At 72.2% G+C, this 24,865-nt stretch carries 25 protein-coding genes, 1 tRNA gene, 1 other RNA gene and 1 pseudogene; 8 read left to right on the forward strand and 20 right to left on the reverse strand.

Annotation, left to right across the window (positions count from 1 at the left end; genetic code table 11):
- Nucleotides 1-400: 400 nt before the first annotated feature.
- Nucleotides 401-922: pseudogene (locus tag AB0I76_RS04045) on the reverse strand (magnesium chelatase); the annotation flags it as partial.
- A gap of 225 nt (nucleotides 923-1,147) precedes the next feature.
- Between AB0I76_RS04045 and AB0I76_RS04050 the strand changes: the two are divergent.
- The gene (locus AB0I76_RS04050; protein ID WP_357029678.1) at nucleotides 1,148-1,612 is read left to right on the forward strand and encodes a GNAT family N-acetyltransferase; all 465 of its coding nucleotides are present in this window, start codon (nucleotides 1,148-1,150) and stop codon (nucleotides 1,610-1,612) included.
- Between the two features lie 51 nt (nucleotides 1,613-1,663).
- Here the strand turns inward: AB0I76_RS04050 and AB0I76_RS04055 are convergent, their stop codons facing one another.
- From AB0I76_RS04055 to AB0I76_RS04070, 4 genes are all read right to left on the reverse strand, one after another.
- Nucleotides 1,664-2,734 carry a hypothetical protein gene (locus AB0I76_RS04055; protein WP_357029681.1) on the reverse strand — a complete coding sequence of 357 codons (1,071 nt, stop codon included), beginning with the start codon at nucleotides 2,732-2,734 and terminating at the stop codon, nucleotides 1,664-1,666.
- A gap of 78 nt (nucleotides 2,735-2,812) precedes the next feature.
- Nucleotides 2,813-3,460, reverse strand: coding sequence for a response regulator transcription factor (locus tag AB0I76_RS04060; RefSeq protein ID WP_357029723.1), 648 nt, complete (start codon nucleotides 3,458-3,460; stop codon nucleotides 2,813-2,815).
- A 14-nt stretch (nucleotides 3,461-3,474) separates the two neighbouring features.
- Nucleotides 3,475-4,716 (reverse strand): histidine kinase, encoded by a 1,242-nt coding sequence (locus AB0I76_RS04065; RefSeq protein ID WP_357029684.1) that lies wholly within the window; start codon nucleotides 4,714-4,716, stop codon nucleotides 3,475-3,477.
- A 67-nt stretch (nucleotides 4,717-4,783) separates the two neighbouring features.
- Nucleotides 4,784-5,752, reverse strand: coding sequence for an aldo/keto reductase (locus tag AB0I76_RS04070; RefSeq protein ID WP_357029687.1), 969 nt, complete (start codon nucleotides 5,750-5,752; stop codon nucleotides 4,784-4,786).
- A gap of 40 nt (nucleotides 5,753-5,792) precedes the next feature.
- Between AB0I76_RS04070 and mgrA the strand changes: the two genes are divergently transcribed.
- A complete protein-coding gene (gene mgrA, locus AB0I76_RS04075) occupies nucleotides 5,793-6,782 on the forward strand; it encodes an L-glyceraldehyde 3-phosphate reductase (protein WP_357029725.1) in 990 nt (329 codons plus the stop codon).
- A 21-nt stretch (nucleotides 6,783-6,803) separates the two neighbouring features.
- Here the strand turns inward: mgrA and AB0I76_RS04080 are convergent, their stop codons facing one another.
- Together AB0I76_RS04080 and AB0I76_RS04085 are read right to left on the reverse strand one after the other, a co-directional pair.
- Nucleotides 6,804-7,706: a lytic polysaccharide monooxygenase gene (locus AB0I76_RS04080; RefSeq protein WP_357029691.1), complete on the reverse strand. Its 903-nt coding sequence runs from the start codon at nucleotides 7,704-7,706 to the stop codon at nucleotides 6,804-6,806.
- A 121-nt stretch (nucleotides 7,707-7,827) separates the two neighbouring features.
- Nucleotides 7,828-8,424 carry a hypothetical protein gene (locus tag AB0I76_RS04085; protein ID WP_357029693.1) on the reverse strand — a complete coding sequence of 199 codons (597 nt, stop codon included), beginning with the start codon at nucleotides 8,422-8,424 and terminating at the stop codon, nucleotides 7,828-7,830.
- Nucleotides 8,425-8,623: 199 nt separating this feature from the next.
- Between AB0I76_RS04085 and AB0I76_RS04090 the strand changes: the two genes are divergently transcribed.
- Nucleotides 8,624-9,544, forward strand: a complete 921-nt coding sequence (locus AB0I76_RS04090) for a hypothetical protein (protein ID WP_357029695.1) — start codon at nucleotides 8,624-8,626, stop codon at nucleotides 9,542-9,544.
- Nucleotides 9,545-9,644: 100 nt separating this feature from the next.
- Here AB0I76_RS04090 and AB0I76_RS04095 read toward each other — a convergent pair.
- Together AB0I76_RS04095 and AB0I76_RS04100 are read right to left on the reverse strand one after the other, a co-directional pair.
- A tRNA-Ala gene (locus tag AB0I76_RS04095) sits at nucleotides 9,645-9,717 on the reverse strand.
- A gap of 86 nt (nucleotides 9,718-9,803) precedes the next feature.
- Nucleotides 9,804-10,394: a YqgE/AlgH family protein gene (locus AB0I76_RS04100; protein ID WP_357029727.1), complete on the reverse strand. Its 591-nt coding sequence runs from the start codon at nucleotides 10,392-10,394 to the stop codon at nucleotides 9,804-9,806.
- Nucleotides 10,395-10,543: 149 nt separating this feature from the next.
- On the opposite strand from AB0I76_RS04100, the gene AB0I76_RS04105 reads away from it, so the two are divergent.
- A complete protein-coding gene (locus AB0I76_RS04105; protein WP_357029697.1) occupies nucleotides 10,544-11,347 on the forward strand; it encodes an S-methyl-5'-thioadenosine phosphorylase in 804 nt (267 codons plus the stop codon).
- A 63-nt stretch (nucleotides 11,348-11,410) separates the two neighbouring features.
- The gene (mdlC, locus tag AB0I76_RS04110; protein ID WP_357029699.1) at nucleotides 11,411-13,006 is read left to right on the forward strand and encodes a benzoylformate decarboxylase; all 1,596 of its coding nucleotides are present in this window, start codon (nucleotides 11,411-11,413) and stop codon (nucleotides 13,004-13,006) included.
- 24 nt (nucleotides 13,007-13,030) lie between these two features.
- Here mdlC and AB0I76_RS04115 read toward each other — a convergent pair whose 3' ends face one another.
- The 9 genes from AB0I76_RS04115 to pruA all read right to left on the reverse strand — a co-directional run bounded on the left by AB0I76_RS04115 (nucleotide 13,031) and on the right by pruA (nucleotide 21,579).
- A complete protein-coding gene (locus AB0I76_RS04115; protein ID WP_357029701.1) occupies nucleotides 13,031-13,975 on the reverse strand; it encodes a hypothetical protein in 945 nt (314 codons plus the stop codon).
- 151 nt (nucleotides 13,976-14,126) lie between these two features.
- Nucleotides 14,127-15,092 carry a GNAT family N-acetyltransferase gene (locus tag AB0I76_RS04120; RefSeq protein ID WP_357029702.1) on the reverse strand — a complete coding sequence of 322 codons (966 nt, stop codon included), beginning with the start codon at nucleotides 15,090-15,092 and terminating at the stop codon, nucleotides 14,127-14,129.
- 96 nt (nucleotides 15,093-15,188) lie between these two features.
- Nucleotides 15,189-15,565: a transfer-messenger RNA gene (ssrA, locus tag AB0I76_RS04125) on the reverse strand.
- A gap of 106 nt (nucleotides 15,566-15,671) precedes the next feature.
- Nucleotides 15,672-16,151: an SsrA-binding protein SmpB gene (smpB, locus tag AB0I76_RS04130; protein WP_357029704.1), complete on the reverse strand. Its 480-nt coding sequence runs from the start codon at nucleotides 16,149-16,151 to the stop codon at nucleotides 15,672-15,674.
- A gap of 193 nt (nucleotides 16,152-16,344) precedes the next feature.
- Nucleotides 16,345-17,220 (reverse strand): permease-like cell division protein FtsX, encoded by an 876-nt coding sequence (gene ftsX / locus AB0I76_RS04135; protein WP_357029706.1) that lies wholly within the window; start codon nucleotides 17,218-17,220, stop codon nucleotides 16,345-16,347.
- A 67-nt stretch (nucleotides 17,221-17,287) separates the two neighbouring features.
- Nucleotides 17,288-17,968, reverse strand: coding sequence for a cell division ATP-binding protein FtsE (gene ftsE, locus AB0I76_RS04140; RefSeq protein WP_117665857.1), 681 nt, complete (start codon nucleotides 17,966-17,968; stop codon nucleotides 17,288-17,290).
- A gap of 118 nt (nucleotides 17,969-18,086) precedes the next feature.
- On the reverse strand, nucleotides 18,087-19,208 hold the full coding sequence (prfB, locus tag AB0I76_RS04145; protein WP_357029709.1) for a peptide chain release factor 2: 1,122 nt from the start codon (nucleotides 19,206-19,208) through the stop codon (nucleotides 18,087-18,089).
- A gap of 19 nt (nucleotides 19,209-19,227) precedes the next feature.
- On the reverse strand, nucleotides 19,228-19,743 hold the full coding sequence (locus AB0I76_RS04150; protein ID WP_357029711.1) for a PadR family transcriptional regulator: 516 nt from the start codon (nucleotides 19,741-19,743) through the stop codon (nucleotides 19,228-19,230).
- Nucleotides 19,744-19,950: 207 nt separating this feature from the next.
- Nucleotides 19,951-21,579, reverse strand: coding sequence for an L-glutamate gamma-semialdehyde dehydrogenase (gene pruA / locus AB0I76_RS04155; protein ID WP_357029713.1), 1,629 nt, complete (start codon nucleotides 21,577-21,579; stop codon nucleotides 19,951-19,953).
- Between the two features lie 364 nt (nucleotides 21,580-21,943).
- Here pruA and AB0I76_RS04160 point away from each other — a divergent pair, with 364 nt between their 5' ends.
- Nucleotides 21,944-22,927, forward strand: coding sequence for a hypothetical protein (locus AB0I76_RS04160; protein ID WP_357029715.1), 984 nt, complete (start codon nucleotides 21,944-21,946; stop codon nucleotides 22,925-22,927).
- A gap of 22 nt (nucleotides 22,928-22,949) precedes the next feature.
- Here the strand turns inward: AB0I76_RS04160 and AB0I76_RS04165 are convergent, their stop codons facing one another.
- Nucleotides 22,950-23,459 (reverse strand): hypothetical protein, encoded by a 510-nt coding sequence (locus tag AB0I76_RS04165; RefSeq protein ID WP_357029717.1) that lies wholly within the window; start codon nucleotides 23,457-23,459, stop codon nucleotides 22,950-22,952.
- A 194-nt stretch (nucleotides 23,460-23,653) separates the two neighbouring features.
- On the opposite strand from AB0I76_RS04165, the gene AB0I76_RS04170 reads away from it, so the two are divergent.
- On the forward strand, nucleotides 23,654-23,905 hold the full coding sequence (locus tag AB0I76_RS04170; RefSeq protein ID WP_357029719.1) for a helix-turn-helix domain-containing protein: 252 nt from the start codon (nucleotides 23,654-23,656) through the stop codon (nucleotides 23,903-23,905).
- A 103-nt stretch (nucleotides 23,906-24,008) separates the two neighbouring features.
- On the forward strand, nucleotides 24,009-24,605 hold the full coding sequence (locus AB0I76_RS04175; RefSeq protein ID WP_357029721.1) for an Rv3235 family protein: 597 nt from the start codon (nucleotides 24,009-24,011) through the stop codon (nucleotides 24,603-24,605).
- Nucleotides 24,606-24,693: 88 nt separating this feature from the next.
- On the opposite strand, the gene AB0I76_RS04180 is transcribed toward AB0I76_RS04175, so the two are convergent.
- A partial coding sequence (locus AB0I76_RS04180; protein WP_357029729.1) for an SEC-C metal-binding domain-containing protein occupies nucleotides 24,694-24,865 on the reverse strand: 172 nt, incomplete at its 5' end.

Below are 24,865 nucleotides of genomic sequence, written 5' to 3' on the forward strand. Positions count from 1 at the left end.
CCACGTACTCCTTGGCCACCAGGTTCATCCCGTCCCGCAGCGGGGTCACCGCCATCACGTCCGACGAGCGGCGCAGCGCGGCGGCCGCGACCGTCTCGGCGGCGGCGATGGCGAACCGGGCCGAGACACCGGAGCGCGGATCCACCGAGGGCGACTCGCGCACGGCGCGGGCGAACCGGGCGAGGACCTCCAGCACGTGGCCGGGCACCTCGGCGACCAGGTCGGCCTCCTGGCGGATCAGGTCCAGCTCCAGCTCCAGGTCGAGCGGGTAGTGGGTGCGGACCTCGGCGCCGAAGCGGTCCTTGAGCGGGGTGATGATCCGGCCCCGGTTGGTGTAGTCGTCCGGGTTGGCGCTGGCCACCAGGAACAGGTCCAGCGGCAGCCGCAGCTGGTAGCCGCGGACCTGGATGTCCCGCTCTTCCAGCACGTTCAGCAGCGCCACCTGGATCCGCTCGGCCAGGTCGGGCAGCTCGTTGACGGCGAAGATGCCCCGGTTGGTGCGCGGGACCAGACCGAAGTGGATGGTCTCGGGGTCGCCGAGGGTGCGGCCCTGGGCGATGCGGATGGGGTCGACGTCGCCGATCAGGTCACCGACGCTGGTGTCCGGGGTGGCGAGCTTCTCGCCGTAGCGCATGGAGCGGTGCAGCCAGGCCACCGGCAGGTCGTCGCCGGCCTCGGTGACCAGGGCGCGGGAGGCCGGGGTGAGGGGGTGCAGCGGGTGCTCGTTGAGCACCGAGCCGGCGATGACCGGCGTCCACTCGTCGAGGAGCCCGGCCAGGGAGCGGATCAGCCGGGTCTTGCCCTGCCCCCGCTCGCCGAGCAGCACCATGTCGTGGCCGGCGAGCAGCGCCCGCTCGACCTCGGGCAGCACCGTGTCGTCGTAGCCGACGATGCCGGGGAAACGGTCGGCGCCGGAACGCATCCGGGCCAGGAGGTTGTCGCGGAGTTCCTGCTTGACGGTGCGGTACCGGTGACCGGCCGCGCGCAGCGCGCCGAGCGTGGCGGGCAGGTCGGCCGGGGGGACCGGGGTAACCGGGGTAGGCGCAGTCACCCGCCCAACGCTAGCTCACCGGATCGGCGTCGACCGGTGCGTAGGGCAGGTCCGGGGCGGCGCTACGGTGACACCCGTTACGGAAAGGGGGACCCCGTGGAGCAGACCCTGTCGGTCGAGCGGGAGCCGTGGGACTCGGTCGACGCCGCCCGGTTGCGGGCCGCGCAGCGGGCCGAACTGGACGCCCGCTACGGCAACGACGACCACGAGCCGGGCGCGCCGCCGACCGCCGAGAGCGTCACCGTCTTCCTGGTCGCCCGCGACGCCGCGGGGGTCGCCCTGGGCTGCGGCGGGTTGCGGTTCCTGGACGCCGGCGCCGCCGAGATCAAGAGGATGTACGTCGACCCGCCCGCCCGGGGCACCGGCGTGGCGACGGCGATCCTGCGGGCCCTGGAGGACGCCGCCCGGGAGGCCGGAATCCGCACCCTGCTGCTCGAGACCGGTACCGCCCAGCCCGAGGCCATGCGCTTCTACGAGCGGGAGGGCTACCGGCGGATCGAGAACTTCGGGCCGTACCGGGGTGAACCACTGTCCGTCTGTTACGCCCGCGACCTGCCCTGAACGCCGGAATGGCCCGGTCCCGCCCCGTGCCAGGACCGGGCCACCCGGGGGTCAGCCCCTCCGGCAGTGGCGGCAGGCGCCACGGCGACGCAGGTGGTAGGCGTATGTGGCAGCGCCCAGCGCCACGCCCCAGAGCGGGAAGAGCAGCAGCGGCCCCCAGGCCACCGGGCCGCCGCCCAGGTCCAGGAAGCTCGCGCTGCTCAGCGCGCTCAGGCCGGTCGCGGTGACGGCGAGCGCCACCACGGTCGCCGGGATGACGGCGAGCCGCACCGGCACCCGCCGGCCGGCCAGTACCGGGGTCCACCGGGGGAAACGCTCACCCCAGCGCGACACCAGACCCAGCGTGAGGACCGCGCCCACCGTGGCGAACGCACCCAGCCGGGCCCCCGCCCAGACCGCGTTGGTCTCCCGCATCTCGGTGAGGAAGTCGGGGTCGATGCCGAGCGGGATACCGGCCGCCCAGGCGAAGCGGGTCAGCGCGTACCCGAACGGGACGACCGCGGCGATCCCGGCGGCCCACCGGCCCCAGCGGGCGGCGGCGGCCGGGGTGGTCCAGCCCCGGCCGGTGCCGTCCCGGCCGCACGCCGCGCAGGCACCGGCGGTACGCCGCTGCCAGACCAGCACCGCTCCGGCCAGCAGCACACCGCCCACCATCGACGCGGTCCGGGCGGCCAGTGGCCAGGTGAAGACGTCGGCGTAGTCGACCGGGGGCCAGCCGAACGGGGCACCGAGCAGCAGCATCGGGGCGTAGCCGAGGATGACCAGCACCTGCATGCTGGGCACGACGACGGCGAGCGCGAAGGCGACCGCCCAGCCGTAGCCGAGCAGCAGCGCCCGGACCGGACGTGCGGGTCGGGTCGCGGGAGCGGTCAGGGCCAGCGCCACCACCGCGGCCACCAGCAGCATCCCGGCGAACAGGGGCGGCCCGAGGTCGGCCGGCAGGAAACGCAGCAGGCTCGACTCCCGGTTCGGGTCGTCGGCGCCGAACGGGTATCCGGTGTCGGTGGCGGTGGCGATCAGGGCGAGCACGCCCCACAGGCCGAGCCAGCCGGCGGCGAGCGGGGCGAGCCGGTCGGGCCGGCGGGCCGTGTCGTGGTGTCGGTGCGGAGCGGTCGTCGTCATGCTTCCCAGCCTCGGCCGGTACGCCCCGGAAACCCTCCCGGAGGACGGGGAACCGGCTCCCCCGCCCGGGGGAACCCGTCAACCGGTGGGGGTGACGAAGCCCGACTCGTACGCGGCGATCACCGCCTGGGTGCGGTCGCGGACCCCCAGCTTGGCGAGCACGTTGCCGACGTGCGTCTTCACCGTCTCCACCCCGACCACCAGTTCGGCGGCGATCTCCGGATTCGACAGTCCGGTGGTCATCAGGCGCAGCACCTCGGCCTCCCGCTCGGTGAGCCGGGCGGCCGACAACCGGTCGGCGCCCCGCCCCCCGTACGCGCCGGCGAGCCGCCGGATGGCCGCCGGGAAGAGCAGCGACTCGCCCCGGGCGACCACCCGTACCGCCTCCACGACCTCGGCCGGCCGGGCCCGCTTCAGCAGGAAGCCGCTGGCCCCGGCACGCAGCGCGTCGTAGACGTACTCGTCGTTGGCGAAGGTGGTCACCACCAGCACGCGGGGCGGGTCGGTGGACGCGGCGAGCAGCCGCCGGGTGGCCTGAATGCCGTCGATCCGGGGCATCCGCACGTCCATCAGCACCACGTGGGGGCGGAGCCGGGCGACCAGCGGCAGCACCGCCGACCCGTCTCCGGCCTCGCCGACCACGTGCAGGTCGGGCTGGGCGTCGAGGATGGCCCGCAGGCCGATCCGGACCAGCTCGTCGTCGTCGACGATCAGCACCCCGGTCACCGGGGCCCCGTCGGTCACCGCGATCCCGCCATCGGCAGGCGGACCCGCATCCGCCAGCGGCCGGCGTCCGGACCGGCGGTGAGGCGGCCGCCGAGCAGGAGGACCCGCTCGCGAATCCCGTCCAACCCCCGGCCGCCGCGCCCCGGACTCGACCGGCGTCTCGGTGCGAGGGCGTTGACCAGCTCCAGGTCCAGGGTGTCCGGGCCGACGTCGAGGCGCAGCGTCACCGGGCCCCGGCCGTACCGGGCGGCGTTCGTCAGTCCCTCCTGGAGGATCCGGTAGCCCTCGCGGGAGACCGCCGCCGGCACGTCGGCCGGGTCGCCGGTGCGCCGGCAGTCGATCCGCAGCCCGGTCGCGCGGGTGTCGGTGACGAGCCGGTCCAGGTCGGCGAGCGTACGCTGCGGAGCCGCCGCCGTGCCGCCACCGGAGTCCCGCAGCAGCCCCAGCACGTGGTCGAGGTCGTCCATGGCGGCCCGCCCGGTCTCCTCGATCGCGGTGAGCGCCCGCCGGACGAACTCCGGATCGCGGTCCAGCACCTGTCGGGCGGCCCCGGCCTGGAGGGTCGCCACGGTCAGCGCGTGCCCGACGGAGTCGTGCAGATCCCGGGCCAGCCGGTTGCGCTCGGCGAGGCCGGCGGCGCGTGCCTCCAGGGCGGCGATCCGTTCCGCCTGCGCGGGACCGAGCAGCACCGGCGCCATCGACACGGCCAGCGCGCCGAGCCCGGCCACCGCGTACCCGAGCCCGACCAGCAGCACCACTCCGGTGGCGGTGACCCAGCGGGTGTCCCATCCGCTCAGCGGCCCGAACTGCTCCCGCCCCACGAACTCGTCGCCGACCCCGAACTGCTGGGCGATGAACGCCACGGCCATCGGCAGGGCGCTGAACAACGCGGTCATCACCAGCCCGCCCACGGCGAGGTGGGTGGCGATCCAGAGCGCGGACCGCAGCCGCGTCTCCCGGTCGGGGCGGTGCCCGGGGGTCGGGTCGGGCAGGTCGACGCCGAGCAACGCCCGGACGGCGGCGATCTCCAGCGCGCGGCTGCCGTCGAGGAAGACCGGCACCAGCGCGATGGCCGCCGCGATCACCAACAGGCCGATCGTCAGCGCCCGCGGGACGTCCGGATCGGTCAGCAGCTGGGCGAAGGTCACCGCCAGCAGCGCGTAGGGCAGCACGAGCACGCCGCCGAGCAGCAGGAACACGCCTCGTCGCCAGGTGCTGCCGGCCACCAGCGGGACGAGGACCGCGCGGGGGTTCACCCGCCCATTCTCCCGCCGCCCGCCCGTTCCCGACTCCCCCGCGCCGGGGAGGTCAGGGCGACCCGACTCACCGTCCGGTGCGGGCCCGCAGCAGGCGCGGCATCGCGGCCAGCCCGGTGACCGGACGGAACTCGCGGGCCGCGCGGGCAAGCGCGTCGTACTCGTCATCGGCCAGGTCGATCTCGGCGGAGGCGGCGTTGCGTTCCATCTGCTCCACGCTCGACGCCCCGGGGATGGCCACCACGTTGGGGTGCCGCAGCACGTACGCCAGGGCGATCTGGCTGGGCGTCGCGTCGTGCGCGTCGGCGACCTGGCGCAGGCTCTCGATGAGGGCGGCACCCCGCTCCAGGTTCTCCGGCAGGAAGTACGGGTTGGCCCGGCGCACGGCCCCGCTCGGCGGGTTCTTCGCGTCGTACCGACCGGAGAGGAATCCCTGCGCCAGCGGGCTGTACGCGATCACCACCCGGCCGGCCTGCCGCGCGTACGGGAGCAGGTCGTGCTCCGGTCCGCGGTCGACCATGCTGTGCCGGACCTGGTTGCTGAGCACCCGCCGGCCCAGGGCGGCCTCGGCGACCTGCCAGCGCCGCAGGCCGTAGTTGCTCACGCCGACCTCGCCGACCAGCCCGACGTCCTGCAACGCCCGCATGCCACGCATGGTGGTGTGGTCGGCGACCAGCGGGTTGGGCTGGTGCACCTGGTAGAGGTCGATGCTGGTGACGCCGAGCCGGGCGGCCGAGGCCACGGCCCGCTGCTCCACCACCGGGGCGACCGGCAGGATCGGGAAGACCTTGCTGGCGACCACGACCTTCGCCCGCTCGTCGCCCAGCGCCGCGCCGAGGATCCGCTCGCTGCGGCCGAAGCCGTACACCTCGGCGGTGTCGAAGAGGGTGACACCGAGGTCGACGGCCCGGCGGACGATCTCGGCGGCGCGGCGCTCGTAGTCGGGGCCGTAGCCCCACTCCCGGGACCCGAACTGCCAGGTGCCGAGGCCGATCTTGGACAGGGGCTTTGGCGTGTCGAGCTGCACGTAACGCATGTCGTGAACCTACCCGCCGGGCGGGGATAGGGTCGTGATCATGACCTACCTCGCCGCTGATGTGCGATACGACAGCATGACCTACCGGCGCAGCGGCCGCAGCGGCCTGCGGCTGCCCGCGATCTCGCTCGGCCTGTGGCACAACTTCGGCCCGGACCGCCCGTACGAGCGGCAGCGCGACATCGTCCGCCGCGCCTTCGACCTCGGGGTGACCCACTTCGACCTGGCGAACAACTACGGCCCGCCGCCGGGCAGCGCCGAGGAGAACTTCGGCCGGATGCTGGCCACCGACCTGAAGCCGTACCGGGACGAGCTGGTCATCTCCAGCAAGGCCGGCTATCTCATGTGGCCCGGCCCGTACGGCGAGTGGGGCTCCCGCAAGTACCTCGTCTCGTCGCTGGACCAGTCACTGCGCCGCCTCGGCGTGGAGTACGTCGACATCTTCTACTCCCACCGGTTCGACCCGGACACCCCGCTGGAGGAGACGATGAGCGCGCTCGACGCCATCGTCCGCTCCGGCAAGGCGCTCTACGTCGGCGTCTCGAACTACGACTCGGAGCAGACCGAGCGGGCCGCCGCGATCCTGCGGGACCTGGGTACGCCGCTGCTGATCAACCAGCCGTCGTACTCGATGCTCAACCGGTGGACCGAGGACGACGGCCTGCTCGACACGCTGGAGCGGGTGGGTGCCGGCTGCATCGCGTACAGCCCGCTGGCCCAGGGCCTGCTGACCGACCGCTACCTCGCCGGCATTCCGGAGGACTCCCGGGTCCGCACCAGCGTCTTCCTCAACGAGAGCGACCTCGACGAGAAGAGGATGGCCGCCATCCGGGCGCTGGGCGACATCGCCGCCCGCCGCGGCCAGTCCCTGGCCCAGCTCGCGCTCGCGTGGGCACTGCGCGACCCGCGGATGACCAGCCTGATCATCGGCGCGAGCAGCGTCAGCCAGTTGGAGACGAACATCGCCGCCGTGGACAACCCCGACTTCACCGCCGACGAACTGGCCGAGATCGAGCGACACCTGAGCTGAGCGCACCACCCGGGCCGGTCGTCACCACTCCCGGCGGCGACCGGCCCGGTGGTTGCGTACCTCACAGGGAGGCCCGGCCGGCGCGGCGGGCCGGCGTCGCGCGCGAGCCGCGACCACGACGGCGAGCAGCAGGGTGACCGCCGCCGCGCCACCGCCACCGACCAACCGCCAGTGGCCGCCGCCGAGGTCGGTCACCGCCGCGACCGGCACGCCGGGTTCGCCGACGGTCCCGAAACCCGATTCGGTACGCGGACCGTCGGCCACCCCGCCGGAGGCGGCTACCGGGGTGGGTCCGTCCGCCGCCCCCTTCAGGCGCAGGACGACGTCGGAGCAGGAGTAGTAGGTGTCCCGGGAGTCGGAGTTCTGCCACACGGTGTAGATCAGGTGCCGGCCGGATCGGTCCGGCAGCCGCCCCCGCACCTGGTACGCGCCGTCGCGCACCGGCGGGTCGGTCGCCCGCAGGAACGGCACGGTCTCCAGGTCGGCCCAGGTGAGCCGGCGGGCCGGATCGTACGAGTCGCGGGTGACGTAGAGCCGGAAGGTCCCCTTGTGCGGGATCGTCGCCCGGTAGCGGAAGGTGAACGCCGCGCCGGCCGTCAACTCGGTGGTCGGCCAGTCCGACCGGGCCAGGTCCAGTCCCCGGTACGCGGACAGCCCACCGCTGCACAGCTCCCCGTCCGGGATCCGCTCCCGGTCCCGCCCGTCGACGCCGAACACGCGGATGTTGTCCCACTCGCGCAGCGCCGCCCCGGCGTCGACGGCAGCCTGGCAGGCCGGGGTGCTCGCCTGTCCACCCTCCGGTCCACAGGCGGCGGCCCGGCTCATCGGGCTGGTGGGGGCACCGTGGGCAGAAGCGGGTGCACCGGTCATCGGCACGGCCGCCACGGCGACCAGCACGGCGGCGACGACTCGGCGGACGGGCATGGCATCGACCTCCCGCACACTGGTACGGCCGCGGACGGTCAGGAGTTCGATGGAACACCACCACAGCGACGAAAGTCAGCGCAGGACCGTCGTCCCGGGCCGATCGTGAGCCCGGTCGAGCTCAAGCAGAGGTCGCCCACCCCGCCTGCGACGAGCGCCGGCGTCGGACCGCGACGACCACCGCCATCACGGTGCCGACCAGCACGCCGAGGGATGCCAGGACGGAGGCGGCCAGCACCGCCAGTGCCTTCGAACGCGGGTTGTGCAACCGGGGAGGATCACCGATCGAGAGGGACGGCGTGCCGTCCGCAGCCGAGGCCGTGCAGGTCACCGTGTACGTTCCGGCCGGCTGGGCGTGCACCATCAACACGCCGCGCCAGCGCTCGCCGTTCGCGTTCACGGTGACCTCGTCGGGACGCATCGAGATCGTGCTCCACCCGAGTTCCTGGGTGTCCGCCAGGGAGGGGGCGCAGCCGACGCCGGGAAAGTTCTGGGGGCCGCTGTCCCTGGCCCACACCATCTTTCCGGCCTCGGGCACGTGCACGGTGACCGGCTGGCCGGGCGTGATGCGCTGTCCGAGGTCACCCCCGGCGGGAATCAGGAACAGCACCGCGGGGGCGGCCAGCACACCACCGACGGCGACCAGCGCCGCGACCAGGTACCAGATGCGGCGGGGCCGTAGCGGGTCGGCAGCGACGGGAGTCGCAGCAGGATCCATGGAGGCATGCTCACCTGTTGCCGATGGCCGCGACAGTGCCTGTTCGGCCACTTGATCGAGTCACGACCCTTCGAGAAGCGGGCGCCGCAGGTGACCGGGCCTGCTGTCGCGCCATCTGCCGAACTTGACCTTAAACAAACGATTGCCCGCCTCCGCTGCCGTGGGGCACGATCCTGGTTACCACGGGGAGGGGGCAGCGATGAGGCTGCGTACCGGGATCGTCGTCTTGTTGTCCACGCTGGTCGGGGCGCTGGTCGGGGCGGCACCCGCCCAGGCGGAAGACCTGTCGGTGACGATCACGTCGCCGGCCAACGGGAGCACCGGGCCCAGCGACATCAGCGTCACTGGTACCTCCAACGCCGACCCGAACTCCTACCGCCTCATCCTCGTCGTCAACGGCGAGGACCGCTCCGGCACCCTCCGCGCCGACGGCACCTGGGAGATGGCGTACCAGCAGTTCGACTACGGCTGGAACACCTTGTGCGCGCAGATCCGCAACCTCGACCTGAACGTCACCTACGCCAGCTACTGTTCGGCCTACCGGGTGCTGCCGCCGCCGCTTCAGTTGTCCATCAACTGGCCCTACGACGGTGCCGTCGTTGACCCGACCGTGAAGATCACCGGCTACGTCAACTACGAGTCCAACATCAAGGTCTACGTCGACGGCAGTGGGCCGACCCTGCTGAGCGGCGTCTCGGGTTCCTTCGTCTACGACGGCGGCTACCTCACCGACGGGACGTACACAACGGTCTTCGAGGCCACGGACATCTACGGCAGGACGGCGACGGTCAGCGTCACGTTCACCGTCGACGGCACCGCGCCGCCGACGCCCGTCGTCAGCTCGCCGTCGACGAAGAAGGTCATCACGACGCAGACGTTCACGATCAGCGGTACCGGCGAGCCGTCGACCGAGGTGTGGATCCAGCCCGAGTCGGGCCAGGCCACCACCGAGTCCATCGGGGCGGACGGGACGTGGACCCACACCTTTGGTACCTACGACCTGGAGTCCTACTACACCGGGCGGCGCACGCCCTTCACGTTCACCGTCGCCGGCTACGACGCGGCCGGAAACTACTCGCCCCCGGCGTCTTACACGTACACCCTGAAGATCGCGCCGTGACCGGCAGCACGGGGGTCAGGGACAGTAGCTGTGGCTGCCTGCGCCGCCAGGAACGACGAAGGGCGTCCGTCATGTCTGACGAACGCCCTGGTCGGAAGGGTGGAGCCGAGGGGACTCGAACCCCTGACCCCCACACTGCCAGTGTGGTGCGCTACCAGCTGCGCCACGGCCCCTTGCCTCGCCCGGTCGCCCGGGCACGGGAAGAACTATACACACGCCGTCCGGCATGGTCATCTCGCGGGGGGTGCCCCCGGAGCGGTCAGTTGAGGGCCACGTCGGAGGGGAAGTGCGCCACCGCGGCCATCATCCCGCCCTGCCGGCGGAGCACCATCGGCCACAGGTCGTCGGGCCGATCGACGAAGGCGTCACCGGGCAGGGCGTCCAGCACGAACCAGGAGCCGTCCTCGACCTCCTGCTCGACCTGACCCGCGCCCCAGCCGGAGTAACCGGCGAAGACCCGGATGGCCCCCAGGTTCTCCCGCAGCCGTTCCGGGTCGCCCGACAGGTCCAGCGTGCCGACGGCCCCGGAGACCTGGTGGAAGCCCTTGACGCGCTGCACCGGGTGCCGCATCCGAGCCAGGCAGATAGCCGAGTCCGGCTGCACCGGGCCGCCCTCGAACAGGACCGCCGGATGCCGGGCCAACTCGCTCCAGTCGCCCAGCACGTCCGCGACCGGGACCTCGGTGGCGCGGTTGAGGACCACCCCGAGAGCCCCGCCGGGCTCGTGCGCGACCAGCAGCACCACCGTGCGGTCGAAGTTCGGGTCCTTCAGCGCCGGAGTCGCGACCAGGAGCCGCCCGGTCATCGAATCCATCGCCCGTCCGCCGATCGCCTGCCCCTCTCCCTGCATGCCGGACACCGTCAGACCGGCCCCACCGGGACGCGCCGGGGCGCCGGTGCCGTCCATGCTGTCAACGCCATGCCTGGCACCATAGCCTGCACCTGCGCCCGTGGCTAAGGTCTGACCGTCGGGTGATCGACAGGAACAGGGAGGACCACGTGAGTCCAACGGCGGAACTGGCGGTGATCGGCGGATCGGGCCTCTACGCTCTCCTCGACGGCGCCACCGAGCACGAGGTGGAGACGCCGTACGGGCCACCCTCCGACGCCGTCACGATCGCCGAGATCGGTGGGCGTCGGGTGGCGTTCCTGCCCCGGCACGGCCGCGACCACCGGCATCCGCCGCACCTGATCCCGTACCGGGCCAACCTGTGGGCGCTGCGGTCCCTCGGCGTACGCCAGGTGCTCGCGCCGTGCGCGGTCGGCGGCCTGCGCCCCGAGCTGGGCCCGGGAACGTTCGTGGTGCCCGACCAACTCGTCGACCGCACCAGCGGCCGGGCGCAGACCTACTACGACCGGGGCGCGGTGCACGTGTCCTTCGCCGACCCGTACTGCCCGGTCGGTCGCCGTACCCTGCTCGACGCCGCGGCCCGGCGGGACGTCCCGGCGGTCGACGGCGGCACGGTCGTGGTGGTGGAGGGCCCGCGCTTCTCCACCCGCGCCGAGTCGCGCTGGTTCGCCTCGATCGGCGGCACGGTGGTCAACATGACCGGGCACCCGGAGGCCGTGCTGGCCCGGGAGCTCGCCCTCTGCTACTCCTCCATCGCCCTGGTGACCGACCACGACGCCGGTGTGGCCGGTGGTGGTTCGGTGACGCAGGAGGAGGTGTTCCGGGTCTTCGGGGAGAACACCGATCGGCTGCGCGGCCTGCTGCTGGAGGCCGTGGCCGCGCTGCCGGCCGAACGCGACTGCGACTGCGGGCGCGCACTGGACGGGATCAAACTGCCCTTCGCGTTGCCCTGAGCCCGGGCCGGGTGCGCGGAAACGCCGAGGGGGACGCCTGAGCGGCGATAACGTCTGAAGACAATGGCCACCGTCCGCGACACCACGTACGACCTGCTGCGCGCCCTGGGCATGACCACCGTCTTCGGCAACCCCGGCTCCACCGAGGAACCGTTCCTCGCCGCCTTCCCGGAGGACTTCCACTACGTGCACGCGCTGCACGAGGCGTCGGCGGTGGCGATGGCGGACGGGTACGCGCAGGTCACCGGTCGCCCCGCGCACGTGAACCTGCACACGGCGCCGGGCACCGGCAACGCCATGGGCAACCTCGTCACCGCCTGGCACAACCGCGCGCCGCTGATCGTCACCGCCGGGCAGCAGACCCGGGAGATGCTGCTCATCGAGCCCCGGCTGACGAGCCGCCGGGCGACCGAGCTGCCCCAGCCGTACGTGAAGTGGAGCCACGAGCCGGCGCGCGCGCAGGACGTGCCGGCGGCGGTCATGCGGGCGTACGCCACCGCCGTGCAGCCACCGGCCGGGCCGGTCTTCCTGTCCCTGCCGCTGGACGACTGGGCGCAGCCCGCCGACCCTCCCCCGCCGGTGCGGACGGTGTCCACCCGGATCGCCCCGGATCCGTACCGGCTGGGCGAGTTCGCCGCGGTGCTGGCGGCCAGCCGGTCACCGGCGCTGGTCCTGGGGGCGTCGGTGGACCGGGCCGATGCCTGGCCGGCGGCGGTGGCCCTGGCCGAGCGGCTCGGCGCGGCGGTGTGGACCGCTCCCGCGCCGGAGCGGACGCCGTTCCCCGAGGACCACCCGTACTTCCAGGGCGTGCTGCCGTACGCGATCGCGCCACTGGCCGAGAAGCTGCGCGGGCACGACGCGGTGCTGGTGGTGGGCGCGCCGGTGTTCCGCTACTACCCGCACGTCCCCGGCGACCATCTGCCCGCCGGTGTACGCCTGCTGCACGTCACCGACGACCCGGAGGAGGCGGCACGGGCGCCGGTGGGCAACAGCCTGCTCGGCGACGCCGGGCTGACCATGGCGGACCTGCTCGACCTGATCCCGGCCATGGACCGTCCACCGCCACCGGCGCGGTCCGCGCCCGCACCGCCCGAGGACGGCTCGCCGCTCAGCGCGGACGCGCTCTTCGCCGCGCTGGCCCGGCACTGGCCGGCCGACGGGGTGCTGGTGCAGGAGTCACCGTCGAACCTGCCGGCGCTACGCCGCCGGCTGCCGATCACCCGGCCCGGCTCGTACTTCACCATGGCCAGCGGCGGTCTGGGCTACGGCCTGCCGGCGGCGGTCGGCATCGCGCTCGCGCAGCGCGACACGGGCCGGCACCGACCGGTGGTCGCGGTCATCGGCGACGGCTCGTTCCACTACTCCGTGCAGGCCCTGTGGACGGGGGCACGGCTGGGTCTACCGCTGGTCGTGGTGGTCCCGGTCAACCAGCAGTACGCGATCCTGAAGTCGTTCGCCGATTTCAAGGAGACAGCCGGGGTGCCCGGCCTGGACCTGCCCGGGATGGACCTCACGGCGCTCGCCCGGGGTTACGGCTGCGCCACCGAGGTCGTCGAGACGCCCGACCAGCTCGGCGCGGCCCTGACGACGGGCCTGCGGGCGAACCGGCCGACGGTGCTGCCGGTGCCCATCCGTACCGACATCCCCGGGCTGCTCTGATTCGCCGCCGCCCGGCTTCGCGGGTCAGAACGGGGTGATCCGGAGCGGCAGGCCCGTGTTCACGTCGAGGACCGGCCGGGCGCCCAGCGGTGCGCGCAGTGTGACGGTGACCGGTTCGATCTTGAGTACGTCCGGGCAGGGGCCGGTGGACCGGGTGACCCCGCCACCCACCACCACGAGGTCGTCGCGCTCCAGCACCAGCGGGGTGATCCCGGTGTCACAGGCCCCGACCCCCAACCGTACGGTCAGCGTCGCGCCGTCCACGGCACGGAGGTCCTGGGCGCCGACCACCTCGGCCGGCAGCGGCGCGGCGGGAGCCGTGGGCTGCGGCACCGCGCCGACCGCGGTCGGCGCGACCGCGAGCCGGGCCACCCGGGCGGTCAGCTCGTCGATGGTGAACAGCCACGCCGGCACCTCGGCCTCGCCCCGACTGGTGCGGATCGGCACACTGCCCAGCTCGACGCCCGTCACGGTCAGCGGGATGCAGGCGCTCCCCGGTGTGCTGCTCATGGGAGCATCCGGCCCGCTCGGCTGGGCCGGGGGCGGCGTGGCCGGGTCCTTCGGCCGCCCGTCGCACGTCGGCGGATCTCCCTGGTCGAGCTGCCGGTACGCCTCCTCGGCACTGGCCAGCGGCACGGTGAGGGTGCCGCCGGGGAACCGGATGGTCCCGTCCCCCGGCCGATCCGCCGGCAGCGGGATCTGGTCCCGGTACCAGCCCGCCTGAAAGGCGGTCAGGGTGTCCGGGCTGAACCCGGGATCACCGGCCAGCACGGTCGGCTCCTGGAGCGGGACGTACCCGTCGCGCCACTGGGGGCCGGGTCGCCAGGCGTCGGCGACCTCCGCGGCCCGCTGCTCGAACGCGGGCCACTGCCGATCCGTGGGCGGGGCGGCGGCCGGCTCCGAACCGGCCGGTGCGCATCCGGCGACGACCAGCAGGGACAGACTCAGCAGGGCGGCAACTGGGCGCATACGGGTTGGACGTCCATCGTCGCCGCCCGGTTCCGCCCGGTCAGTCCTCGCCGCCAAGATCCGTCTGGTACGCCTGGCAGAGCAGGTCCGCGCCGCGCTGCCGGTGCTGCGCCAGCGCCCACACCAGTTGTTCCATGGCGTTGCGGAGCTCCTAGCGGATCAGGCGGTGCAGCCGGAGGAATGTCTCGGCGAAGCCGAGCGCCGGCCAGGTCCGCGAGGAGAGCAGGTTGGTCACCCGCCAGTCGGTGACCACACTGTCGAACCCGGCCGACACGGCCCAGTCGATGACCGCTGCGCCGAGCGCCCGTCCAGCACCGACGCCACGAGCATCCGGGAAGACCGCCGCGAACCCGAGGAACCCCGCGTGGTCCGGACGGGCCAGGCTCAGATGACCGCTCGACTGCTCGAGCGCGCAGCCGACGGCCGCGCCGATGACGCGGCCGTTCGATTCGGCCACGAAGGTGGTGTACGCGGGGTCGTCGAAGTCGGCTGCCCACTCGGCGAGGCTCTCCTCCACCGTGCCCACCCTGCCGGCGGAGAACGTCGGGGACAGGCCCTGATGCAGTGGCAACTCGACATCGAGTTGCGCGAGCGCCGGGATGTCGGCCCGGATCGCCCGGCGCACCGACAGCCCTGCTCGCGTACCCGTCCCCAGCCGCGCGGCCGGCCGGATGGCGTGCGCGTGTTGCTGGCCGAAGCCCAGGCGGAACCAGGCCCGCACCAGCTCGGCGTCGTGCGCCGGCACGACGACGTAGTGCGCCGTGCGGCCCTCGTCGACCCACCGGGTGGCGGCGACCGCGTACAGGTCGCGCATCACCTCGGCGTCGGTGACCGCGAGCCCGGCCGCCTCCACCCAGATGTTCGGCCCCCACAGCGGTGACGGCTTCGGGGCACCGAGGACGAAACCCACCGGGACACCGGCGCGGTACGCGACCGCTCCCGAAGAGTCGGGCGTCTCGTACGCGGCGGTCAACTCCGCCAGGGCGACGGCGGGATCCTCGAACCGCGCGGACAGCTGCGGCTGGGCGACGCGGTGCCGGCGGTGCCGGTCGGCCAGCAGTGTGCCGCAAGCAGGCAGGTCGGCGGCCGCCAGCGGCCGCAGCTCCAACCGGGACATGGCCGGAACGGTACGCACCATCGGCGCGGCGGACACCCGATTTTCCTGGACGGCAAAAGGGAGAGGGAGTGTCAGAAGACACTCCCTCTCCCTTTCCTGTGGAGGTGCCGGGAATCGAACCCGGGTCCTTCGCCGGTTTGTCAGGGCTTCTCCGAGCGCAGCTCGCTGTGCCTCTACTCGGCCCCACCAATCACGCGAGCGAGTTGGTGTGACGGGCCCAGTCGCTGATTGATCTCGCCGCACGGACCCCGCGACCGGGTCCGATTGGCCAGCCTCCTAGCTGATGCCGGCTGACTGGGACGAAGGCGTTCCCAGGCCGACAGACTTAGCTACTCGCCTCAGGCGGCGAGAGCGAAGTCAGCGCGATTGTTCTTGGCGCTTATTGGTTTCCGACGACCGATTCACGAGACGACGTCGGCTTCCTCGGCTCGCTTCCCCTGCCGCAACGTACGAAGTCGAAACCAGTCACCCCCTCGACGTGGCCACCCTGTGGGCGGCTCCGTCAAGCGTAACGCCTACCGCAACGGGTTTCATCCCGAGGTCCCGGCCGGCGTGCCGTCCAGGACAAAGGCAGACATATCACTCAGACATGCCCTTGCCGCGCCGGCCGCTGACCCGGGCGATCTCCCGGTCCGCGTCCCGCTTGGCGAGGTCCTGCCGCTTGTCGTACGACTTCTTGCCCTTCGCCAGGGCGATCTCCACCTTCGCCCAGCCGTCGGAGAAGTAGACCTGCAACGGCACCATGGTCAGGCCGCCCTCGCGGGTCTTCCCGATCAACCGGTCGATCTCCAGCCGGTTGAGCAGGAGCTTGCGGGTACGCCGGGGCTCGTGGTTGGTCCAGGTGCCCTGGGTGTACTCCGGGATGTGCATGCCGTGCAGGTAGAGCTCCCCGTTGCGCTCCTGGGCGAACGCGTCGACCAGCGACGCGCGGCCCGCGCGAAGGGACTTGACCTCGGTGCCGGTCAACGCCATCCCCGCCTCGTAGGTGTCGAGGATCGAGTAGTCGTGCCGGGCCTTCCTGTTGGAGGCGACGACCTTGCGTCCCTTTTCCCGTGGCATCGGCGCCACCCCCTCTCCTGGTCGCCTCCGGCACGGCCGCGACCGGCCGGAGAGCGGAGATCATGCTACCCGAACGACAAGAGCCGCCCGGCGTCGTTTATTCCGGACGCACCCCGTCCCGGAGCACACGCACGGCCCCCGCGCGCTCCCGGAGACCGGGGGAACGCACGGGGGCCGTCGCTGCGCGAGGGTGCTAGACCCGCAGGTAGAAGCGGAGGGTGACCCAGGCGGTGACGGCGCTGATCAGGCCACCGACGCCGGCCATCACCGGGAAGGTCAGGAACACCTCGCCCCAGGTGACCGGTGCGAAGAGGCCCTGCAGGGTGCTCAGCGCGCCGTCGAAGAGGAACTGCTTCAACCCGATCAGGGCGATGAGGCCGACAACCGATCCGATCAGGCCGGCCACCACCGCCTCCAGCACGAACGGGGCCTGGATGAACCAGTTCGACGCGCCGACCAGCTTCATGACCGCCACCTCACGCCGCTTGCTGTACGCGGCGACCTGGATGGTGTTCGCGACCAGCAGCAGGGCGGCGATCGCCATCGCGATCGCGGCGACCAGGGCGATGTTCTGCCCGGCGGTGAAGAGGTTGAAGATCTTGTCCAGTACCCGGCTCTGGTCGACGACCTGGTCCACCCCCTCGATCGTCGAGTACTGGTCCGAGACGGCCTTGTACTCCGCGGGGTTGACCAGCTTGAGCCGGTACGACTCGGGCAGCTGGTCGGCCTTGACCACGCTCAGCAGGTCGGGCGAGTCCCGGAACATCTCCTGGAAGCGCTTGTACGCCTCGTCCTTGTTGACGTAGGTGACATCGCGGATCAGCGGGTCGCTGTCCAGCTTGGCCGCGATGTCGGTGCGCTGCTGTTCGCTGACGTCCTTCTCCAGGAAGATCGAGACCTCGATCCTCTCGAAGTACAGGTCCTTCATGTCGGCGACCTTGGTGTAGATCAGACCGCTGGCGCCGAGCATGGTCAGCGAGACCGCCATCGTGATGATCATCGCGATGGTCATGGTCACGTTGCGCCACAGTCCGACCAGTACCTCGGACAGGACGTATTTCACGCGCATCGGGGATTCCTCCGGGTCTCCGGCATGAAGTGTTCGTCGTCAGGCTGCGCAGGGGTGGGAAGCCGGCTCACCCGTAGACGCCGCGGGCCTGGTCGCGCACGATGCGGCCGCTCTCGATCTCGATGACCCGGCGGCGCATCTGGTTCACGATGTTGGAGTCGTGCGTGACCATCACGACGGTCGTGCCGGTGCGGTTGATCCGGTCCAGCAGACGCATGATCTCGATCGAGGTGTCGGGGTCGAGGTTTCCCGTCGGCTCGTCCGCGAGCAGGATCAGCGGACGGTTGACGAACGCCCGGGCGACGGCCACCCGCTGCTGCTCACCACCGGAGAGCTCGTGCGGGTAACGGTGCTCCTTGCCACCGAGTCCCACCAGCTCCAGCACCTCGGGCACGACCCGGCGGGCGACCGCCTTGGTCTTGCCGATCACCTCGAGGGCGAACGCCACGTTCTCGTACGCGGTGCGGTTCGGCAGCAGCCGGAAGTCCTGGAAGACGCAGCCGATCGAGCGCCGGAAGTGGGGTCGCTTCCAGGAGCGCATCGACGTGACGTCCTTGCTGTTGACGACGACACGGCCCTTGTTGGGCGTGACCTCGTGCAGCAGCAGCTTGATGATCGTGGACTTGCCGGAGCCGGATGGACCGATGAAGAAGACGAACTCGCCCTTCTCGATCGAGACGGACACGTTGTCGAGCGAAGGCCGGGACGCCTTCGGGTACGTCTTCGTCACTTGCTCAAGCTGAATCACGGGAGGTGAGTCTACGTGGTGTAACCGGGGAGCCAAGCGCCACGCCCCTCCGATGCGGGTCGCGTCATCGATTCACTGGGAAAAGAGAAGATCGATGACGCGCTCCGCCTCGGCGTCGTCACGCACTGTCGCCGGCGAGCTGCTGCTGCTTGCGCCAGCGGATCCCGGCCTCGATGAAGCTGTCCAGTTCACCGTCGAACACCGAGGACGGATTGCCCGTCTCCTGCTCGGTTCGCAGATCCTTCACCATCTGATACGGGTGCAGGACGTACGAGCGCATCTGGTCGCCCCACGAGCCGGCGGCGTCGGTCTTGAGCCCGGCCATCTTGGCCTGCTCCTCCTGCCGCTTGCGCTCCAGCAACCGGGCCTGGAGCACCCGCAGCGCGGACGCCTTGTTCTGCAGCTGGGACTTCTCGTTCTGGCAGGTGACCACGATGCCGGTCGGGATGTGGGTGAGCCGGACCGCGGAGTCGGTGGTGTTGACGCTCTGCCCACCCGGACCGGAGGAGCGGTACACGTCGACCCGCATCTCGTTCTCGGGGATCTCGATGCTGTCGGTCTGCTCGACCACGGGCAACACCTCGACACCGGCGAAGCTGGTCTGCCGACGGCCCTGGTTGTCGAACGGGCTGATCCGGACCAGCCGGTGGGTACCCGACTCGACGCTGAGCGTGCCGTACGCGTAGGGCACCTTGACCGCGAAGGTGGCCGACTTCAGGCCCGCCTCCTCGGCGTACGAGGTCTCGTAGACCTCGGTGGGGTAGCCGTGCCGCTCGGCCCAGCGCAGGTACATCCGCAGCAGCATCTCGGCGAAGTCCGCCGCGTCCACGCCGCCCGCGCCGGCCCGGATGGCCACCAGGGCCTCGCGGGAGTCGTACTCGCCGGAGAGCAGGGTGCGGACCTCCATCTCCTCGATGGCCTTGGTCAGCCCGGTGATCTCCGACTCGACCTCGGTCAGCACGCCCGGGTCGGACTCCGCCTCGGCGAGCTCCAGCAGCACCTGGGCGTCGTCCAGCCGGGAACGGAGGCTGCCCAGCTTGCTGATCTCGCCGTTGACGTACGACAGCTGGGAGGTGACCTCCTGTGCCTTGGCCTGGTCGTCCCACAGGTCCGGGGCGGACGCCGCCTGCTCCAGGCGGGCCTTGTCCTTCCGCAGGCGGTCGAGGTCCAGCACCGCCTCGATGTTGCGGAGGGTGGCGTCGAGGTCCTTGAGCTGTTCGGCGTAATCGGCAGCGGTCACGACAGACAAGAGTACTGCTTCACCCGACGGGGGCGGACTTCAGCCACGTCAGAGCGGCCTTGTGATAGGCGACGGCGAACTCCAGCGCGCTGGCGTCGTACGGGTCGCCTTCCTTCTTGGCGCTCTTCACCTGCTCCCGGACCCGGGCGAGCGCCTCCGTGTGGTACTCGTTCGCCGCCGCCTGGAGGTTCTTCAGCTGGCTGGCCGAGTGCAGGTTTCCGAACGCGATCCGCAGGGCGATCGGGTTGCGGATCGTGTCCCGCCCCGGGTCCTCCGCGAGCCACCGGGAGAAGGTCCGCTTCCCGGACGCGGTCAGCGCGTACGGCTGACTGGAGCGCGGCCCGGGCTTGCCCAGGCGGACGAGCCCCTTCTCGGCGAGCACCGGAAGCTCGCGGTAGACCTGACTACGGGTCATCGACCAGTACGGCGCCAGCCGTCGCTCGGCGGCGGCCATCAACTGGCCGCCTGTCATGGGACCCTCGTGGAGCAGCCCGAGCAGGGCCGCCGCCGTGGGGTTGACTCCGGAATCCGCCATGCCCCTCACGCTGCCACTTTGCCGACCCGGCGTCCAGGATTTGCCGGTTTCGCCACCCGGTAGGGGTTCCTATGTGCACTGTCGGCCGGCGACAGTCCGGCGGGGAGCGCGGAAACCGGCCCGGCGGGACCCGGAGCGCCGTCCCGTGGGGAGCACCGTGGACGCGCGACGGCCCCTCGGCCGGAGCCGGGGGGCCGCCTGCGGACCTCAGCCCATGTGCGGGTACGTGTGGTCGGTCGGCGGGACGAACGTCTCCTTGATCGTCCGCGGCGACATCCACCGCACCAGGTTGTGCCAGGAGCCGGCCTTGTCGTTGGTGCCGCTGGCCCGGGCACCGCCGAACGGCTGCTGCCCGACCACCGCGCCGGTCGGCTTGTCGTTGATGTAGAAGTTGCCGGCCGCGTACCGCATCTTCTCGGCCACCGCCTCGACCACCCGGCGGTCGTTGGCGAAGATCGACCCGGTCAGCGCGTACGGTGCGATCGACTCGGCCTGGGCGACCACCTCGTCGAACCGGCCGTCGTCGAAGACGTGCACCCCGAGGATCGGGCCGAAGTACTCGGTGGTGAAGGTCTCGTGCGCGGCGTCGGTGCACTCGAACACGGTGGGCCGGACGAAGTACCCGACCGAGTCGTCGGCGGTGCCGCCGGCGATCACCCGGCAGGCGTCGTCGTCGTTGATCAGCTCCAGCGCGGCGGTGTGCCGGGAGAAGGCCTTGTCGTCGATCACCGCCCCACCGAAGTTGCCGAAGTCGGTGACGTCACCGTAGGTGAGGGCCTCCGCGGTGGCCGCCAGCCGGTCGCGCAGGCCACCCTCCCAGAGCGACCGCGGGACGTACGCCCGGGAGGCCGCCGAGCACTTCTGCCCCTGATACTCGAAGGCGCCCCGGATGAGGGCGGTGTGCAGAGCGTCGACGTCGGCGCTGCCGTGCGCGACCACGAAGTCCTTGCCGCCGGTCTCACCCACCAGGCGCGGGTAGCCACGGTAGCGGGAGATGTTGTCGCCGACGGTCTTCCACAGGTACTGGAAGACCTTGGTCGAGCCGGTGAAGTGGATGCCGGCCAGGTCCGGGTCGGCGAGCACGACGTCGGAGACCTCCTCGCCCCGGCCGGTGACCATGTTGATCACGCCGGGAGGCAGGCCGGCCGCCTCGAAGAGCCGCATGGTGAAGTGCGCGGCGAACTGCTGCGTCGGGCCCGGCTTCCAGACCACCGTGTTGCCCAGCAGGGCCGGCGCCGAGGGCAGGTTGCCGGCGATGGCGGTGAAGTTGAACGGGGTGACCGCGTAGACGAAGCCCTCGAGCGGGCGGTGGTCGAAGCGGTTCCACACGCCCGGGGACGACTGCGGCTGCTCCTCCAGGAGCTTCCGGGCGAAGAACACGTTGAACCGGAGGAAGTCGATGAACTCGCAGGCCGCGTCGATCTCGGCCTGGATCGCGGTCTTCGACTGGCCCAGCATCGTGGTGGCGTTCAGGGTGTCCCGCCAGGGACCGGCGAGCAGTTCGGCGGCGCGCAGGAAGATCGCCGCACGCTCCTCGAACGGCAGGGCCCGCCACATCGGCGCGGCGTCCTTGGCGGCCTTGACCGCGGCCCGGGCGTCGTCGTGGGTGGCGTGGGCGGTGACGCCGAGCACGTGGGCGTGCTTGTGCGGCTGCACCACGTCGATCGACGCGCCGCCGGCCATCCGCTGCTCGCCGGCGATGGTCATCGGCAGGTCGATGCGCTCGGCGGCCAGCTCGGTCAGCCGCCGCTGGAGTCGCTCCCGGTCGGCGCTCCCCGGCTCGTAATTGCGTACCGGCTCGTTGCGCGGCTCGGGTACGGAGAACACGGCGTCCATCACAGGCTCCTGTGCGATCTCGACAGCGGTGGCGAAATCGGACCCGCGGGCGCCGGCCGGACGACCGGGCACCGGGCACCATCCGGCCAGAGCCGGTCGCGGCGGCGGGACCTCCGGTGATTCTCCCACGCCCGGCGACTGCTTCCCGCCGTGGCACCTCCGGTGCCCCACCTGATGGAACGCACGACCGGACAGTGTTGACCATGACGTTCGCGTCCGTCCGGGCGTGCGTCGCGAGGCGACGTGCCGACCGGTGGACCGGGGGCGGAGCGGGGTCCGGGTGGGAGGCGTGGGGCGGGTGGACGCGTACCCTGGGTGACCGGTGAACCGCCGGCCCCGCCCGGTGTCCGTCGAAGGAGAGACGATGACCAAGCAGTCCGGCAACTCCGCCGCCGCGGAGTCGGAGCGGTCGGAGCCGACGGCGGGCGTGGCACCGGAGGCGCTCGCGCCCGGTACGCCGGTGCTCGCCCTGCTGGCGCTCGGCTGGCTGGCCGCGATGCTCTGGTCGACCCGCGAGGCGATCAACTCCGCCGCCGCCGGGATCACCGCACTCAGCCTCTCCGCCTTCGCGCTGCCCGGTGTGATCTCGGCCGCGCTGGTCGCCGGTGCCGCGTTCGCGCTGTTCGGCGTGGACCTGCTGGCCCGGCGGGGACGCGACCGCGCCACCCTGCGCTTCGTCGCCGCGATCGCCACCGGCCTGCTGGTGGCGCTCGCGGCCGCGTTCGCGGTCAACCTGACGTACGCCGACAACGCGACCACCAACGTGATCGCCGGCACCACCGCCGCGGCCGCGATCATCGGCGGAGCGGTCGCCGGGGCGCGTACCGCTCCGGTGGTCGGGGCCGTGGTGGCCGCCGCACTCGGGACCCTGGTGTTCGTCGTGGTGTTCAGCCGGGCCCGGGACCCGCTGTTCGATCTCTTCGGCGCCGGGGACACCCAGGAGTCGCTGCTCAACGCGGCCAAGTGGGTGTCCCGCACCGAGTCGCTGCTCGCCGGCCTGGTCGCCGGGCTGCTCGCGTTCGCCTACCTGACCTGGGCCCGCCGCCGGGCCACCCGCGTCGACGCCGACGCGCCCGCGTTGCGCTGGCCCGCGTACCTGCTCGCCGGCGCCGGGCCGGGCCTGCTCCTGCTGGTCGCCGAGGTCATCCTCCGCGTCGGCGGACGGGAACTGCTCGACCTGGCGAGCGCGCTCAGCGAGGCGGACGCGGTCGCGCAGACGTCGCTGGGGACCTCCCGCATCGACAACGCCATCTGGGTGCTCTTCGTCGGCGCGCTGACCGCCATGATCGCCTTCGGCCGCACACTCGGCCCCGCCCACACGGACGAGGAACCGGCCGAGAGCGCCTGACCTCCCCCGCCCGACCGGGGCGTCAGGAGGTGGCGCCCAGCAGCAGCTCCAGTTCGGTCACGTCGTACCACTCCAACTCGTGATCCTCGGCGCCGTCGACGGTGAACTGGGCGTCGGGATCGCCGGCCAGCGCCTCGACGACAACGTCGGCCGCCGCCGCGACGTCCTCGGCCGCGTCCGTGCCGTCTACGTGGATGGCGGCGACCGCCGCCAACGGCACGACATCGGTCACCTCGACCAGGCTGGACCCGAGCTCGCCGTCGCCCCGGCCGACCGCCGGGGCAGGCAGGTCCACCGACACCACGACCCGGCGGCGGGGCGCGGCCGGGTCGGCCCGCAACAGCTGCAGGGCGTCCTGGGCGGCGCGGATGAAGGCGACGTACTCCAACTCCTCCTCGTCGCCCTCCGCGTACCACTCGCGCAGCGCGGGAGTGACCGCGTGCGCCGACGCCGCGGGCAGTCCCTCCCCGCGCAGCAGGGTCAGCATCGGGACGGTCGCCGGTACGTACACCCGGACAAGCTCGTCGGTCACCGGTCGTCTCCCCTGCTCAGTCCGCACCGGCGGCCGCCGGTCCCGGGCGCCGATCATGCCGTACGCCGTGACCGTCATACACCCCGCGCCGGCCCGGCGGAAGTTCCGTGCCGGTGTGTCCCTCTCCGGCCTCGTCGACAACCCGGGCCGGGACCTGTCCGGCGTGGGCCGTTGATGGCAAACTCAAGCAAACGATGTCAACCCGTGGGAGTTTGTCCGTGGAGCCGAGATTCCTGCTGCTCGCCGACGTGGCTGCCGAGCTCAACGTCTCGGACTCGCAGGTCTACCACATGGTGCGTAGCGGGGAACTGCCCGCGATCAAGATCGGCGGCCGGGGTCAGTGGCGCGTCGAACGCGCCCGCCTGGAGGAGTACATCGAACGGAAGTACGCGGAGACCGCCGAGTGGGTCCGCGGAAATCCGCTCAGCGACCGGGACCCCGAGTAGCCGGATCCCTCCGCACAGCCATTGACCGTCGGCTCTCCCTGGCCGAGAATGGGCCTTACCGAAGGCAAACGTAGGCAAACGCAAGATCAGGGAGGGTCACCGGATGACCGACTCACGCCGCCCCGGACCGTCCCGCCCTGCCGTCCGGCTCCGGCCCGCGCCGTCGTCCGACCCGCCCTTCACCGACGAGGACGTGTCCCGCTGGCCCGCCCCGGAGCAGCTCGCCCTCGACGTGTTCGAAGCCGCCCGTCGGGGCGCCGGTCGACCGCCGGACCGGCGACAACGGCTCGCGCCGACCCCTGCCGGTCCAGCCCGCCGCCCCGCCGGCCCCCTTCCGCCCGGTGCCCTGGTCACCGCCACATCGGAGGCGACCCGGGCCGCGCACCGCTTCGTCGGCACCTGCCTGGAGGTGCTCAACGGGTACCGCCCGCCCGGTCAGCTCCGCCCCCTCCTCGACCCGGCCCACGCCGCCGACCTGCTCCCCGAGCTGGCGCGGGCCACCGCCCGATCCGGTCCACCCCGACGCCGCTCGACCCGTCCCGGCGTGCACCTGCGCCGGTTGCGGGTCTGCGAACCGCGCCCGGCGGCCGTGGAAATCGCCGCGGTCCTGGCCGGCACCGGCGGACGCACCTGGGCGATGGCCCTGCGCCTGGAACACCGGCGCGGTACCTGGCTCTGCACCGCCCTCCAGGTCCTCTGACGCAGGTGTACGGGAACAGCGACGAGCCGCGGTCCTCCGAGAGGACCGCGGCTCGCTCGTACCGGGTGGGGCAGCGCCCCCGAAGCCGTCAGGCCCCGCCGTTGGGGGAACCGTGGCAGCGCTTGTACTTGCGGCCCGAGCCGCACGGGCAGGGCGCGTTGCGGGACGGGCCGTTACCGGCCTCGGCCTGCCCCGGGTTCGGGCGACGGGACGCGTTGGACGCGACCCCGGGCCCCCGCAGACCGGCCGCCGGACGCTGC

Origin of the sequence: Micromonospora sp. NPDC049799 (genome assembly GCF_040656655.1) — a bacterium.
Taxonomy (GTDB): Bacteria; Actinomycetota; Actinomycetes; order Mycobacteriales; family Micromonosporaceae; genus Micromonospora.

Coding starts and splice junctions, on each gene's coding strand:
- AB0I76_RS04055 (WP_357029681.1), bottom strand. CDS start 2,734: ATGACGACGACCGCTCCGCACCGACACCACGACACGGCCCGCCGGCCC.
- AB0I76_RS04070 (WP_357029687.1), bottom strand. CDS start 5,752: ATGCGTTACGTGCAGCTCGACACGCCAAAGCCCCTGTCCAAGATCGGC.
- mgrA (WP_357029725.1), top strand. CDS start 5,793: ATGACCTACCTCGCCGCTGATGTGCGATACGACAGCATGACCTACCGG.
- AB0I76_RS04080 (WP_357029691.1), bottom strand. CDS start 7,706: ATGCCCGTCCGCCGAGTCGTCGCCGCCGTGCTGGTCGCCGTGGCGGCC.
- AB0I76_RS04085 (WP_357029693.1), bottom strand. CDS start 8,424: ATGGATCCTGCTGCGACTCCCGTCGCTGCCGACCCGCTACGGCCCCGC.
- AB0I76_RS04090 (WP_357029695.1), top strand. CDS start 8,624: ATGAGGCTGCGTACCGGGATCGTCGTCTTGTTGTCCACGCTGGTCGGG.
- AB0I76_RS04100 (WP_357029727.1), bottom strand. CDS start 10,394: ATGCAGGGAGAGGGGCAGGCGATCGGCGGACGGGCGATGGATTCGATG.
- mdlC (WP_357029699.1), top strand. CDS start 11,411: ATGGCCACCGTCCGCGACACCACGTACGACCTGCTGCGCGCCCTGGGC.
- AB0I76_RS04115 (WP_357029701.1), bottom strand. CDS start 13,975: ATGCGCCCAGTTGCCGCCCTGCTGAGTCTGTCCCTGCTGGTCGTCGCC.
- AB0I76_RS04120 (WP_357029702.1), bottom strand. CDS start 15,092: ATGTCCCGGTTGGAGCTGCGGCCGCTGGCGGCCGCCGACCTGCCTGCT.
- smpB (WP_357029704.1), bottom strand. CDS start 16,151: ATGCCACGGGAAAAGGGACGCAAGGTCGTCGCCTCCAACAGGAAGGCC.
- ftsX (WP_357029706.1), bottom strand. CDS start 17,220: ATGCGCGTGAAATACGTCCTGTCCGAGGTACTGGTCGGACTGTGGCGC.
- AB0I76_RS04150 (WP_357029711.1), bottom strand. CDS start 19,743: ATGGCGGATTCCGGAGTCAACCCCACGGCGGCGGCCCTGCTCGGGCTG.
- pruA (WP_357029713.1), bottom strand. CDS start 21,579: ATGGACGCCGTGTTCTCCGTACCCGAGCCGCGCAACGAGCCGGTACGC.
- AB0I76_RS04160 (WP_357029715.1), top strand. CDS start 21,944: ATGACCAAGCAGTCCGGCAACTCCGCCGCCGCGGAGTCGGAGCGGTCG.
- AB0I76_RS04170 (WP_357029719.1), top strand. CDS start 23,654: ATGTCAACCCGTGGGAGTTTGTCCGTGGAGCCGAGATTCCTGCTGCTC.
- AB0I76_RS04175 (WP_357029721.1), top strand. CDS start 24,009: ATGACCGACTCACGCCGCCCCGGACCGTCCCGCCCTGCCGTCCGGCTC.